This window comes from Methanobrevibacter sp., assembly GCF_017409525.1.
Classification (GTDB): Archaea; Methanobacteriota; Methanobacteria; order Methanobacteriales; family Methanobacteriaceae; genus Methanocatella.
In genome coordinates, this window is the sequence record NZ_JAFQSO010000014.1 from 152553 (window position 1) to 167476 (window position 14924).

Annotated in this window: 10 protein-coding genes and 2 tRNA genes; 10 read left to right on the forward strand and 2 right to left on the reverse strand. The window is 35.7% G+C overall.

The features are described 5' to 3' along the window. Positions 1–329 precede the first annotated feature (329 nt). On the forward strand, positions 330–2192 hold the full coding sequence (locus tag IJE64_RS09045) for a hypothetical protein (protein ID WP_292785024.1): 1863 nt from the start codon (positions 330–332) through the stop codon (positions 2190–2192). On the opposite strand, the gene IJE64_RS09050 is transcribed toward IJE64_RS09045, so the two are convergent. After that, positions 2177–3400: an MnmC family methyltransferase gene (locus IJE64_RS09050; protein WP_292785026.1), complete on the reverse strand. Its 1224-nt coding sequence runs from the start codon at positions 3398–3400 to the stop codon at positions 2177–2179. The two genes, IJE64_RS09045 and IJE64_RS09050, sit on opposite strands and share 16 nt — an antisense overlap. Positions 3401–3683: 283 nt before the next feature. Here IJE64_RS09050 and tgtA point away from each other — a divergent pair, with 283 nt between their 5' ends. From tgtA to IJE64_RS09095, 9 genes are all read left to right on the forward strand, one after another. After that, positions 3684–5663 (forward strand): tRNA guanosine(15) transglycosylase TgtA, encoded by a 1980-nt coding sequence (gene tgtA, locus IJE64_RS09055; protein ID WP_292785028.1) that lies wholly within the window; start codon positions 3684–3686, stop codon positions 5661–5663. 4 nt (positions 5664–5667) lie between these two features. Then, entirely contained in the window at positions 5668–6336 is a 669-nt protein-coding gene (locus IJE64_RS09060) for a class I SAM-dependent methyltransferase (RefSeq protein ID WP_292785030.1), read from the forward strand. 9 nt (positions 6337–6345) lie between these two features. Continuing rightward, entirely contained in the window at positions 6346–7773 is a 1428-nt protein-coding gene (locus tag IJE64_RS09065) for a flippase (RefSeq protein ID WP_292785032.1), read from the forward strand. Positions 7774–7826: 53 nt separating this feature from the next. Then, positions 7827–7900: transfer RNA gene (locus IJE64_RS09070), tRNA-Gly, on the forward strand. 7 nt (positions 7901–7907) lie between these two features. After that, positions 7908–7981, forward strand: a tRNA-Gly gene (locus IJE64_RS09075). A 144-nt stretch (positions 7982–8125) separates the two neighbouring features. Then, the gene (locus IJE64_RS09080) at positions 8126–9163 is read left to right on the forward strand and encodes a hydroxymethylglutaryl-CoA synthase (RefSeq protein WP_292785034.1); all 1038 of its coding nucleotides are present in this window, start codon (positions 8126–8128) and stop codon (positions 9161–9163) included. Between the two features lie 12 nt (positions 9164–9175). After that, positions 9176–10333: a thiolase domain-containing protein gene (locus IJE64_RS09085; protein ID WP_292785036.1), complete on the forward strand. Its 1158-nt coding sequence runs from the start codon at positions 9176–9178 to the stop codon at positions 10331–10333. A 26-nt stretch (positions 10334–10359) separates the two neighbouring features. Beyond that, positions 10360–11283, forward strand: a complete 924-nt coding sequence (locus tag IJE64_RS09090) for a DUF1848 domain-containing protein (RefSeq protein ID WP_292785038.1) — start codon at positions 10360–10362, stop codon at positions 11281–11283. Positions 11284–11484: 201 nt separating this feature from the next. Then, entirely contained in the window at positions 11485–13002 is a 1518-nt protein-coding gene (locus IJE64_RS09095) for an MFS transporter (RefSeq protein WP_292785040.1), read from the forward strand. A 208-nt stretch (positions 13003–13210) separates the two neighbouring features. On the opposite strand, the gene IJE64_RS09100 is transcribed toward IJE64_RS09095, so the two are convergent. Then, a complete protein-coding gene (locus IJE64_RS09100; protein ID WP_292785042.1) occupies positions 13211–14485 on the reverse strand; it encodes an ATP-binding protein in 1275 nt (424 codons plus the stop codon). Between the last annotated feature and the right edge of the window lie 439 nt (positions 14486–14924).

Below are 14924 nucleotides of genomic sequence, written 5' to 3' on the forward strand. Positions count from 1 at the left end.
AGCTATTTTAGTTAGCTTTTTATTTGTTTTCAACTTTAAATCCTATTGTTATTATTCGCATTTAACTAAATCTTTTGTTATTATAAACTAGTATTACTAATTAAATGGATGTTTAGTTGGCTTTTATTAATTATAAAAATTTGAATTTCATTTGAAAATTTTCTTTTGTTATCAATTTCAATAAATTTAATCTTTTTAAAGTATTTATAAACTTATAAATGTTTATTTTAACCAAATTAAATCTATTTGTACTTTTTTCAAAAATCAAAAGCTTTTTATACATAAAGTAAAATAAGTTATTATCACAAACGGTTAAATGGGGTTAACTTATGTTTGATAAAAAAATGAGTTTATTTTTAATAACTCTAGTATTCATGTTATCAATTTCTGCAGTTTCTGCAGCAGATGTAAATTCAACTGATGACATGCTTGCTGGAGAAGTTGATGAGGAGCCTCCTTCGGGAAGTGCCAACTCAATTTCTGTAGATGGGGATACTTTAACTGCTGATTCTGATTCCAATTATACGCTGACTAGCAGTAATGTAAAAACATACTACAGCGGATATGATTATAATGTTGTTCTAACTCAAGACAATAAGCCCGTAAAGGGAGCTTCTGTTAATTTTAACGTCAACGGATTGGATTATACAAAAACTACTGATGCAAACGGTAAGGCTACACTTCCTTTGAATTTAGATGCGGGCAGCTATACTATTTCTGCATCTTATGAGAATGCTTTTAACTCTAATACGGTAAAAGTAGTTTCCACAATAAAGGCAAATGATCTAACTAAGATATATAAGAATACCAATCAGTTCACCGCCACTTTTTTAAACAATAAAGGAAATCCGTTGAAAAATACTAACGTTAAATTTATATTGAATGGCAAGACATATACCAAGAAAACCAATTCTAAAGGAGTGGCAAGCTTAAGCGTTGATTTGAAAGTAGGAACTTATAAAATTGACATTGTCCATCCGAATGGATACAAGGTTTCTCGAAACATCACAATCAAGACATCCGTTATTGCATCTGACGTTTCAAAACATTATTTGAGTTCCAAAGTATTTTCAGCTACATTTTATGGCAAGAACGGTAAGGTTTTAGCCAATAAATATGTCAAATTTTATGCGCATGGAAACTACTTTACAGCTAAGACAAATTCCAAAGGTGTTGCGACCTTAAAGATTATTTCAAAGCCAACCACCTTTAAGATGTATTCAATAAATCCGCAGACAGGAGAAAAAGCAGTCAATACAGTTAAGATTTCACCAACCATGGAGGCAGAAAAGATGACTGTATTTTCAGATGAAACATCAACATTCAAAGTTAAGCTTTACAAAGACGATAAATTGGTGAAAAACGCAAATGTGCATGTCTATATTAATGGGGTAAAAAAGGTTGCTAAAACAGATGCAAACGGTATCGCCAGCGTCAATTTCAAATTGAGTGCTGGAACATACAGTTTCAAGTCTTATGATCCTTATACCAAATCCTCAATATATACTTCAGTTGTTGTTAAATGCGCTTCCATTAAAGCAAGTGATGCCTATGCAGCATCAAATAGGACTTCAGTATTTACCGCAACTCTCTTGAATTCGGATGGAAGCCTTGCGAAAAATAAGGATATGGAAATTACGCTCAATAATGTGACTCATAAAGTCAGGACCAATTCCAATGGCGCTGCAACTCTTGAGTTCAATCTTGATGTGGGTACATATGTGGTTACTTGTAAAGATTTGGCTAGCGGTTTCATATTAAATAAGACAATAACCGTTTATCCATTAGATACTGGAAAATCATATAATCAATATGGTGTTTCAGAGGACGGATTAACCATTTTAGCTATTGGAAGGGCTTCCGCTGCGGGTGAATATTACACATATGGCTACACTTTCTATGCAACAGAATTCAATAGAACTTGCCCATACTGTGGCAGCCATGAGCTTTACTGGAGCATTTTCTGGGCAGGCAGTGAAACTGCAAATTATGGCGTTTTCCCTGCAACAGGTAAAAAAGAGGGCAGTAGCGCTGAAGGAGCAGTGCTATGTGCAAAATGTGACAGTGACTGGTCCGTATTTGGACACAATCATGGAGGAACTGGTGGCGATTTGACTGTTGTTACCGGTACTCACTCTTGCAGTAAAGCGGATGCTTACACTTTAAAAAGCGGAACTTATGTATCTCCATAATTTCCTGTTTTTACTTTTTTTAATCTTTTTTCCATCTCTAGGATTCTAGTTCTGGAATTGTTTTCAATATCCTGTTTTTTTGAGTAATCAGTTTCGCATTCAACGATATATTCCGCTTCGGGTGATGTTGTTGATGGAATGTTCATCTTGGCCAGGTTGCGCTCGACACGCCTTTTCAGTTTTTCATCATCCATTTCACAAGCCAGAAATATCGGTGTTTTGACTGCAGATGAAATTTTAGTGTTGTGGCGAGCTTCATGCCTTTCTTCTGTTCTTTCATCTAGAATATGCTCGCTGGTACTGTTCAAATTGATGTCCCTGAATGGAATTCCTACATCAGACAGGGCGATTCTTATCTCATCATTTTTCGGAAGGGATGTATCAAGCATCAATGGATTTGGACTGGCCAGTGTTCCACCCTGCTTTCTTCCAAATATCGGGCCTTGGCCAATGTAGAAATCCGCTTCTATAAACCCTGCTCTTACAGGAGCGGAAGATGTGTAAGTTGCTATGATGCCGTCATATTTAATCACTCGTCTGAATTCCCTGAAAAATTCGACTGAAAACAGTTCGGGAGCCATGTTCTGGCTGAACGGATCTAGAAAAATTGCATCATAGCTATTGTCTTTCAGTTTCTGAACGGTCTGTCTTGCATCTTCAATGTAAACGTTGATATTGATGTTTTCTGGAATTTCACAGGTTTCCAAACTCAAGGTTGCATAATCCTGTCTAATGAGCTCCTCTTCAATGGCTTTTTTGGTGATGTCATGCTCTTTGATGGGTGATGGAACCAAAAGTCCACAGGCAAGTGTTGCCTTGGATATTTCCACCATATCAACAGTCAATTTTGAATCGTTGCCATTTTTCATGAAATCCGCAATGGCGGCTGATGTGTTGTAACCTATTCCTGCACAAATGTCCAAAATTGCAATGTCCGCATCATAGTTGAATTTCATCGGTTTGATAAACTTCTCAAACGACTCGCTTATTGCACCTGTAGATGTATGTAATGTTTCAACTTTGTGATTTATTTCTTTTGAATTAATAGAATAAGATCCATCATCAGTTAAAACGAAGTAATTGTTGTAAGTGTCAAAAAAATTAAGTCTGCTTTCATTATTTCGACTACTTTTTTCTTCATCGAAACATTGGTTTATTAAATCAAATATGTCATCATTGATTATTCTTGCATCATTCTCGTAAGTCATTTTATCTAGGTTTAATTTTTGGATTTTATTTGTTATAAATTAACATTATATTTTCATTTTTCGATTTAGTTAAAATTTCACACGAAAACTAATTTTCAACATGTTAATTTAATTTTTAATTTTCAGGTTGAGCAAGATTTATATAATTTCTAATTTAATGTTTATTTAGATATTGTTAAACTCCAAGGAATTCGTTGGAGGTAATTTTTGATGCGAACTTAATATAATCTAGTTTTTAATGAATCATTAAGTTCAATTAAATTAATTAATTAAGGTTAAATAAATGTTTGAAATTAAAGCTAAAGATAATATGGGGCGGGTTGGTGTTTTAAAAACTAAACATGGTGATGTTAAAACTCCAGCTTTAATGCCGGTCATTCATCCGCGTAAACAGGCAATCGATGTTGGCAAATACGGTGCGGATATTGTAATTACCAATGCATACTTGATTTACAAGGATGATGAGCTAAAAAAAGAGGCTGTTGAGAAAGGATTGCATGAATTGATTCACTTTGATGGCCCTATCATGACCGATTCTGGGTCTTTTCAGTTGTCCGTTTACGGTGATGTTGAAATTACAAACAAAGAGGTAATCGAATTTCAGGAATTGATCAAAACTGATATCGGAACAAGCCTGGACATTCCAACAGCTCCTTTTGTTGAGAGGGAAAAAGCAGAAAAAGATTTGGAAATTACATTGGAACGTGCAAAAGAAGCAGTTGAATTTAAAAAAGAGCAAAATATGGAAATGCTTTTAAATTCAGTAGTTCAGGGTTCAACTTATCTGGATTTAAGGCGTGAATGTGCACGTGAGCTGTCAAAGCTTGATGCTGATTTGTATCCTATAGGTGCAGTTGTTCCTTTGATGGAGTCATATCACTATAAGGATTTGGTTGATGTCGTGATGAATTCAATGTCTGAGCTATCGGATACCGTTCCCCGCCATTTGATGGGAGCTGGCCATCCTATGATTTTTGCACTCTGTGTTGCAATGGGCTGCGACCTTTTTGATTCAGCAGCTTATATTCTATATGCGGAAGATGACAGGTTATTGTCAACAAGAGGCACCTATAAATTGGAAAACCTGCAGGAAATGCCGTGTTCATGTGAAGTATGTACCAAATACACTCCAGAGGACCTAAGAACAATGCCAAAAGAGAAAAGAAGGGATTTAATTGCTCAACATAACTTGCATGTGTCATTTGCAGAGTTGAGGTTAATCAGGCAGGCCATTTATGATGGAAATCTAATGGAGCTTGTTGAAGAGCGTTGCCGTGCTCATCCTTCACTTCTTGAAGCCGTAAGGCAGCTTGGAAATTACTCCAAAGATTTGGAAAAATATGATCCAAGGAGTAAAAAGTCAGCGTTTTTCTACACTGGTCCTGAGTCATTGTGCAGGGCGGAAGTCTTAAGGCATATGCAAAAGTTAAGGGAAATGCCTAAAAAAAGGGATTTGGTGATTTTGCCGCCTACAAGAAAGCCTTACTCAAAATTTGTTTCAGGCAAATTAGGTGAATTCTTTATTTATGGCGCACAACAAGAGCTGGATTTGGAAAACACTGATTTTATGGTTTTAGATATTCCATTCGGATTGATTCCTCTAGAGATTGATGAAGTTTATCCATTAAGTCAAAATGATGCTCCTAAAACCCGTGATGTGGATGGCATTGAATTTTTGGAAGATTTCATTTCAGAATTTGCAGAGTACTATGAACAGGTCCTCATCCATTCAAGGGTTGTCAAGGACTTGGAAATTGGTCTTTACAACAAATGCAAATGTTCAGATGAAATCAGGTTCAAAAAGGATGACATTAAAAAAGTCAAGGCCATTGCAGACTACCAGTTTGGTGCTGGAGCAGGCGATGCATTATTTACAGGCAACATTAACATAGAGAAAAGTAAAAAGACAGGAAAAATCAGACATATATATGACGGAAAAGTGTTGATTGTAAACATGAGGGCATCCGATTCTTATTTGATTTTATCAAAAGAAGGTGCAAAAAGACTTCACAATGCAATGCCTTATCCTCAAAATAGGGTTGTTGTAAACGAGGACTCCGTGCCTTTTGCACTCGATGGAAAAAGCGTATTCTGCAAATTCGTCACTGAATGTGATGAAAATATACGGGCAAAGGATGAAGTTCTGATTGTATCTGAGGAAGATCAATTGCTTGCTTATGGTAAATCTCTTTTAAGCGCCTGTGAAATAGAGCAGTTCCAGACTGGACAGGCCATCAAAACACGTAAAGGAATGAAAAAGTGATATTATGGGTGAAAATGATAAGGTTGATACAGGCCATCACATTGAAGATAAGGAGCTTATTAAAAATGCAAGAAAGCCTGTTGGCGAATTAGGTCATCAGATATTGGACAGGATGAACGAATCCCATGAGGCGATGGCCCAATGGGGTGTGAGTCATTTTGATATTGATGAAGACAGCAAAATATTGGATGTCGGTTGTGGTGGTGGAAGGAACATTCAGCGCTTTGCAAGCCAAATTTCCCAAAACGGCAGAGTTGTGGGCATTGACTATTCTGAAGTCAGCGTTGAAAAGTCCCAGAATCTAAACAAGCAGTATATTGATGAGGGTATTGTCAATGTATTGCAGGGTTCTGTTTCAGACATGCCGTTTTACGACGAAACATTTGATATTGTGACAGGTTTTGAAACAATATACTTCTGGCCGGATTTTATCAATGATTTAAAAGAAGTCAATAGGGTTCTTAAAAAAGATGGATTGGTATTTTTCTGTAATGAAGCGGTTTACAGAGAAGGTGAAATGGAAAAATATGATGATTTGGTAGAACTTCTTGACATGAAAATATACTCCGAAGATGTCTTGAAGGAATCTCTTGAAAAAACAGGTTTTAAAGATTTTAAAGCTTATGTTGATGAAGATAATGATTGGATATGTATTTTAGCTAGAAAAGTTTAAGGTAATAATATGGCTAATAAGGTTAGAACTGCATTTGCAAATATGGGTTGGATGATGGTTTCCCAAATCATAGCCAGCGTCTGTGCATTTGTCTGGACAATTGTCACAGCATGGTATTTGGGTCCTTCTGATTATGGTGCCTTTGGTGCTGCAGTTTCTTTTGCTGCACTTTTTGGTATTATAATTGATTTTGGTCTTCCAACTTATCTTGTTCGAGCCATTTCCACGGATTTTGAAAATGAACATTTGTATATGGACAATGCAGTTTCTTTAAAGCTGTTCCTTTCTGTTTTGTATATTACGGCGGTATACATTGCATTATTAGTTCTTGGATGGGAAAGTAAGCTAATCATAATCTGTTTGTTGGTTGCTTTTGAAAATCTAATCAAGTCTTATCATGCTGTCCTGTTTTCTTCATTCCAGGCACACGAGAAGATGAAATATCAGGCAATCACCAATACGGTCCTAAATGTCCTGACATTGATATTCATTATTTTGGTTACATTCACAGACTTTGCATTGATGGGAATAGTTTTTGCTTATATTTTTGCCAACTTCATTGCCTTGCTTTATGAGATTTATGCTCTTGAAAAGTATACTGTCAGGCCGAATCTGTCTTTTGATTTTAAATTTTATAAAGTTTTATTAAAAGCGGGCCTTCCATTTGCTTTAACTGGAATGTTTTATACAATATACTACTCAATTGACTTGGTCATGATTACCCAATTTTCAACAACTTATGCAACAGGGCTTTATAACTCAGCATATAAGCTAATCACGGTCCTATCATTGTTTTATACAATCTACACTTCTGTAATTTTCCCGGTCATGAGTAAGATGTTTGTCGATGAAAAAAATCTGTTGAATTTCAGTTTTGTCAAATCTATCAAATACTTGTCATTAATCACGATACCGATTGCCGTTTTCACTATATTTTACGGCTATGACATCATTGCGATTTACGGCGCTGAATATATTGAGGCAGGTGGTGTTTTAAAGATATTGATTTGGACAGTCTGTTTCCTGTTTATCAATGGGGCATGTTCAATGGTTTTAAATGCATCTCACAAGGAGTATTCAGTAACAAAAATCTATACAGCAGCGGCCATTTTCAACATTTGCCTGAATATGGTTTTAATACCTAAATATGATGTTTATGGGGCTTCCGTTGCGACTGTTTTGAGTGAAATTCTAATATTGATATTGGAATTCTACATGCTCAGAAAGATCAACCAGCTTCCGGACAGGCATCTTGTTTTCGATGTCATTAAAATATGTGTTGCATCAGGTGTTTTGGGAATTGTTTTATATGTCCTCAATTTGAATATGTGGGTTGCAATGCCGGTTTCAATAGTGGTCTACTTTGCTGTTATTCTATTAATCAGAACAGTTGATCAGGATGACAAATTGATAATTAAACAGATAATTGGAAGATAATGCAAAACTTTATATAATATTAAAACATAAGTTAATTTGTTGTTAGTTTTTATGCGGTGTTAGTCCAGCCTGGTTAAGACTCTAGCCTGCCACGTTAGCGACCCGGGTTCAAATCCCGGACGCCGCACTTTTTTGCAGTTGTGGTATAGTCTGGTTATTACTTGGGCCTTCCAAGCCTACAACCCGGGTTCGAATCCCGGCAACTGCATTTGCAAAAAATACTTTTTTTAAAATTCTTATTTTGTTTAAAAAATAGCTATTTTTTAGTTAATTTTATATAATAATAAATAGATAATAGTAATAATTAAATTAATTTTTAATGTCTTTCAAGATTATTATTTAAGGTGATTTAATGGTAGGAATAGTAGGATATGGGGCACATGTGCCATCATATAGAATTAAGGTAGAGGAAATTGCAAAGGTATGGGGTGATGACCCTGTGGCTTTGTCAAATGGATTGGTTGTTAATGAAAAATCCGTTCCTTCTGCTGATGAAGATACTGCAACTATTGCAGTTACTGCTGCTAGATATGCTCTAGCAAGAGCTCAAATTGACCCAAGCAAGATAGGTGCTGTTTATGTTGGTTCCGAATCACATCCTTATGCAGTAAAGCCAACAGCTTCCATTGTTGCCGAAGCTGTTTGCGCAACTCCAAAATTGACTGCTGCCGATTTGGAATTCGCCTGTAAGGCAGGAACAGCAGGAATTCAAATGAATATGGGTCTTGTCGAGTCTGGAATGATAGAATATGGATTGGCTATTGGTGCTGATACTTCACAGGGTGCACCTGGAGATGCTCTTGAATACACTGCATCTGCAGGCGGTGCAGCTTATGTAATAGGTAAGGACAACACAATAGCTGATATAGATCACACATGCAGTTTCACAACAGACACTCCTGACTTCTACAGAAGGGAAGGTCAGGACTATCCGTCTCATGGAGGCCGTTTTACAGGAGAGCCTGCTTACTTCAAGCATGTTTTAAGTGCGGCCAAAATGCTGTTTGATGAAACTGATTCAAAACCTGAAGATTATGATTACGCTTGTTTCCACCAACCTAACGGTAAGTTTTACCTAAGGGCTGGTAAAAAATTAGGATTCACATCCGAACAGATAAAACAGGGTCTTTTAACTCCTAATATTGGAAACACTTATTCCGGCGCTGTGCCTTTGGCATTGTCCAATATTCTGGATGTCGCTAATCCTGGAGATAAAATATTTGTCATCTCATACGGATCAGGTGCGGGAAGTGACGGATTTACAATAACAGTAAAAGATGAAATTGTCGAACGTAGAGAATTGGCTCCAAAAACACAGGAAATAATCGATGATAAGACATACGTTGATTATGCTGTTTATGCTAAATTCAAGGGCAAAATTAAAATGTAAGGGGGCTTAAATATGAGAGATGTTGCGATTATAGGAGTTTCACAAACCAAATTTGGTGAATTATGGGATTCTTCATTTAGGGATTTGATTGCTGAAGCAGGTATAAAAGCTTTGGTTGATGCTGAAATTGATGGTAATGATATTGAAGCGATGTTTGTGGGGAACATGTCTTCAGGACTATTCGTAGAACAGGAACACATTGCCGCACTTATTTCCGACCACGTGGGTCTTAATCCGGTTCCAACCACAAGGGTTGAAGCTGCCTGCGCTTCCGGTGGATTGGCCCTAAGGCAGGGAATCATGGCAGTCGCATCCGGTTTTCATGATGTGGTGATTTCTGCAGGTGTTGAAAAAATGACAGATGTTGTCGATGCCACTCCGGCTATTGCCACCGCTTCAGACCAGGAATGGGAAGCACAGCAAGGGGCTACATTCCCGTCATTATATGCAATGATTGCAAAAAGGCACATGCATGAATACGGCACTACCCGTGAGCAGCTGGCGCAATTTTCAGTTGTAAACCACAAGAACGCATCCAAAAACCCAAATGCGCAGTTCCCATTTGAAATCACAGTGGACAAAGTTATAAATTCAACCATGGTGGCAGACCCATTGACATTGCTCGATTGTTCTCCAGTCACTGATGGGGCAGCAGCCATTGTGATGGTGCCTGCTGAAAAGGCCAAGGAATACACAGACACTCCAATTTATGTAAGAGCTTCTGCACAGGCTTCTGGAACATTAACATTACATGATAGAAAAGACATTACCACCATTGAATCCACCAAAGTAGCTTCCAGAAAGGCTTATGAAATGGCAGGAGTAGACATAAAAGACATTGACGTGACAGAAGTGCATGACTGTTTTTCAATCAACGGACTTTTGGCAGTTGAAGACTTGGGCTTTGTTGAGAAAGGTAAGGGCGGAATTGCTATTGAAGAAGGTCAAACAGAAATCGATGGTGATTTCCCAATTAACTCATCAGGTGGTCTCAAGGCACGTGGACACCCATTGGGTGCTACAGGCATTGCCCAGGCTGCTGAAATCGTATGGCAGCTTAGAGGGGAAGCCGGCGGACGTCAAGTGGATGGTGCAGAAATCGGTATGACTCACAACATTGGAGGTACCGGAGGTACTGCAGCAGTGCATATTTTCGGAAGAGATTTATAAATCTCTTTTACTTTTTCTTTTTTTTCATGATAATTAATACAGGCTCAAGAACTGACATTCCCGCTTTTTTTAGTGACTGGTTTTTAAATAGAATAGATGAGGGTTTTGTCTGCACTAGAAATCCCTATAATGAGGATATCTATAGGTATCCATTGGACTCCAAGATTGTCGACTGCTTGTGCTTTTGCACTAAAAATCCAAAGCCGTTACTTAGGAATTTGGATAAATTAAATGATTTCAATCAGTTTTGGTTTGTTACGATAACGCCTTACGGAAAGGACATTGAACGCAATGTTCCTAGTTTTAAAAGGGTTATAAAATCGTTTAAGGAACTTTCACAAACTTTGGGAGTTAATAAAGTCTCTTGGAGATATGATCCGATTTTCATAACCGAAAAGTATGATTTGGATTTTCATATTGATATGTTTGAAGAGTTGGCATCCCCATTGTCAGATTTCACTAATGACTGCACAATTAGTTTCATTGATTTATATGCAAAGGTTTTAAGGAATTTTCCGGATGCTTGTGAGGTTACAACTGAAGAGCGGCTAATAATTGGTGATGAGTTTTCTAGAATAGCTAAAAAATATGATATCCAAATGAAAACATGTGTTGAAGGAACATTGCTTGACCAGTTTGGATTTGACTCATCCGGATGCATGACCAAGCAAGTTATTGAAAAGGCAATTGGGAATAATTTAAAGATTCCTAAGGGAAAATACAGAATTCGAGATTGTGATTGCATATTCGGAAGGGATATTGGAGCATATAACACTTGCCTTCATGGATGCAAATACTGTTATGCAAATTTCTCGACTAAGTCTGTTAAAATGAATTTCAGGCTTCATAATCCTGATTCACCCTTGCTGATTGGGGATGTTAAAGATGGGGATGTTGTAAAAGAAGTTAATGAACCTAGCTATATTGATGCTCAAACTAGATTGATGTAGTTTTTAGTTAGGCCTTTGATATTTGATGTTCATAGAATGCATTTGAAAATCAATCTTACAGAATTGTGGTGTTCTTGCAGTATTATGTAAAAATTCCATCCAAAAATTTAATCGTTTGGAAAGCAAATATAAAATTAAGTTCATGTTTAAGTTTGAATGTTAAAATATTTTTTAAGATAATATGTTGGAGGATTAATAAGTATGAATGAAAAGGCTAACGAAAATTCGTGGTTTCCGTTAATAGTTGTGGCTTGTGCTTCATTTATTATAGTGTTGGACTCTTTCTTCATGAATGTTAGCATTTCTCGAATTGTTGTTGATTTGAATGCTGATGTTAGTACTATTCAAATGATTGTGTCGTTTTGTACTCTTATCACTGCTGCGTTTATACTGTTCAGTACCAAACTTCAGGACATAGTTGGTAAAAAGAAACTGTTTGTAATTGGTGCTGCACTTTTTGGTATAGGAATATTTGCTGCAGTATTAAGTTCAAGTGTTACAATGTTTTTTGTCGGATGGGCAGCGATTAAAGGTGTTGCTGCGGCATTAATGCTGCCTGCCATAGTTTCAATAATAAGCGGAATATATTCCGGCAGAAAGCGTACAATTGCTTTGGCAACTCTCGGGGTAATGGCAGGACTTGCAGATATTTTAGCTCCGCTCCTTGGTGGGCTTATTACAACTTTTTTCAGCTGGAGATACACTTTCGCATTTGAATTAATATTCATTTTATTTATTTTAGTAATGCAAAATAAAATACCTGATTTTAAGCCTACTGAATCTAAAAGCGATCTTGATATTATTGGTGCTATATTTTCCGGTATATGTCTTCTTTTGCTTGTGCTTGGTATTTTGACTCTGACTAATGATGTTGCTACCAGCATAATTGAGATAATTTTGGGATTGATAGTCTTAGCAATCTTTATATGGTTTGAACTCAAAAGAAAAAGGTCAGGCAAGGTGCCATTGCTTGATGTTGAATTATTTAGAGACAAAAATTTGCGTATAGGTACATCTATTAAGTTATTATATAATATTGTAATATCAGGAACATTTTTTGTAATGGTTCTGTTTTTCCAAAGTGTATTGCAGTTAAATCCATTCGATACTGGTTTGGCTTCACTTCCATTTGTTATGGCTTTGTTTATTTTTTCATTGACCGCTCCAAATCTAATAGGAAAACTGAATCACAAGACACTCATGGCAATAGGATGTATAATATCTATTGTAGGATGTTTGATTTTAAGTTATCAATTTAAATTAAATGTAAATATGCTGGATTTAATTCCTGGGCAGTTTTTACTTGGGACAGGTATTGGTTTTATGATGGCTTTAGCAGCGGATGTTGCATTATTCGATGTTCCTGCTGAAGGCCAAAATAATGCATCTGGTATTATTACAACTGGTGAGACATTAGGTTCCTCATTGGGTACAGCAATCATTGGAATAATTCTAATTCTTGGAGTTATGGGCGGTATTAGTACTGCAGTCGATACCTATGCGCCTGATTATTCAGGAGATGAACAATTCCATCAGGAGGTCTATGACTACTTCCAAAAATTAGACACTATAGAGGGACAAGATAGTATTGTTGTGAATACTGCAGATATAATTATTCAGAATGCAATGGCAACCGTAATGTATGGATTAGCCATCGTGTTAGCAGCTATGTTAATTATAACGCTGCGGATAAAAAACAATAATATTAAAAAACAATGAGAGGCCATCTCTCATTTGCTTTTTTTTTTAATGCTTTGAGTGTTGGCTAAATTATTAAATTTTGATTTTATTCATTGTTTGTATGATATAATCATAAATTGCATAATCCTAATTCCCATTGCTGATTGGGGAAGTTAAAGATGATGTGTTGTTGATGTCAATGAGCAATGTTATATTGATTATCAACAGAAATTAATTTAGGCAATGATTATTGTTTTAGACATCCTATCGGAATTACTTTAACACCATCTGGGCGAGTATATGCAACTTCTCCTCCCGTTAAAACAGCTAAAAAACTTGGATTATTTAGTTTATAATTTTTTTCTATTAATTTGTTGATTTTCAATAAGTTTTTTGCACCTTCATCAATTTTTTCACTACCTAATTTACATTCAATTAATGCATATCTATTATCATTTAAATGTACTACGCAGTCAATTTCAATATCTGATTTGTCATGGTAGTAATATATATTTCCATCTAGGGGACTTGTATAAATGCTTAAATCCCTAATGCAGAGGTTTTCAAATAAAAATCCAAATAATAATAAATCATCAGCACATGATTCAGGACTCATTTTTAATGAGGCAATTGCGATTGAAGGGTCTATAAATATTTTTTTGTTTCTTGATCTCATGGAAGTTTTTGATTTGATGTCTGGGGACCATCCTTTTATCTCTTCTATGACGAATAAGTCTTTCAATGCTTTGATATAAGAGTAATATGTTCCATTACTTATTTTTTCATTTACATTAATGTCTGCCATTATTGTTTTATCATTAACGAGTGTTGAATTATTTCTTGCAAGGGATTTTAGGAGGCTTCTTACTTTATCAGGATTTCTTTTAACTCCATCAATTGCGGAAATATCTGTATTACATATATTTTGAACATATGATTTGGCAACAAATAATTGTGCTTCTTTATCTTTTTTCACAACAGATTCTGGCCATCCGCCTCTGCATGCAGCAAATATTAACTTGTCAATTGTCAAATCAGAAGTTATTCCATTAATATCTAAATTAGGATTATCGAATAATTCCATTAATGATATCTTACCATTTGATTCTAGACTTTCATATAGGCTCATTGGTCTCATTAGGACTCTGTGTATTCTTCCAGTGCCTGAATGCATTATTTTTGATTCATCAACTACAGTTGAACCTGTTAGGATGTATAATCCTTCACCACCTATTTCATCAACACTATTTCGGACTGCATCCCATAGAATAGGTGCCATCTGCCATTCATCAATTAGTTTAGGTTTATTACCTTCTAATAATCTGTTAGGATCAAATTCTGCCCATATTTTATATGTTTCTTTTCGTTTAGGGTCTTGTAATTTTATCACACTTTTGGCATGTCTTTCTGCAGTTGTAGTTTTTCCACACCATTTTGGCCCAACTATTAATACTGCACCAATCATTCTAAGGTATCTTTCTAAATCATCATCCATGTAACGCTTTAAGTATTTTCTTTCCATTTCAATCAACTTATTATTTTATTGGAGACTTTTTGATATTTTTATTATATACTTTTGGAGTTTTTTATTATATATTTTTTGATATTTTTATTGGAGACTTTTGGAGTTTTTTATTATATATTTTTTGATATTTTTATTGGAGACTTTTGTAAATAATAATTAATTTCCCCAATGTTTGTCATCTTAATGTTTACTTTAGTATTTCATAGATATTTTGTTAGTGTGAGAGCATTTGACAAGTAATATTTGTTCGTTAACTATGAAATAAATCTCATTAAAAAATAGGATGTAATTTTATTATTTTGGCTTTGTAGAAATCCTCATTTTTATTGAATTTGAGTTGATCGATAGATGTTGTGGATTGTATTTTTGAGTTTTGTTTCTTTATTTGATAATTGTAGGCTTCTGCTTCGGTTTGTTCCGTTGAATATTCTTTTTA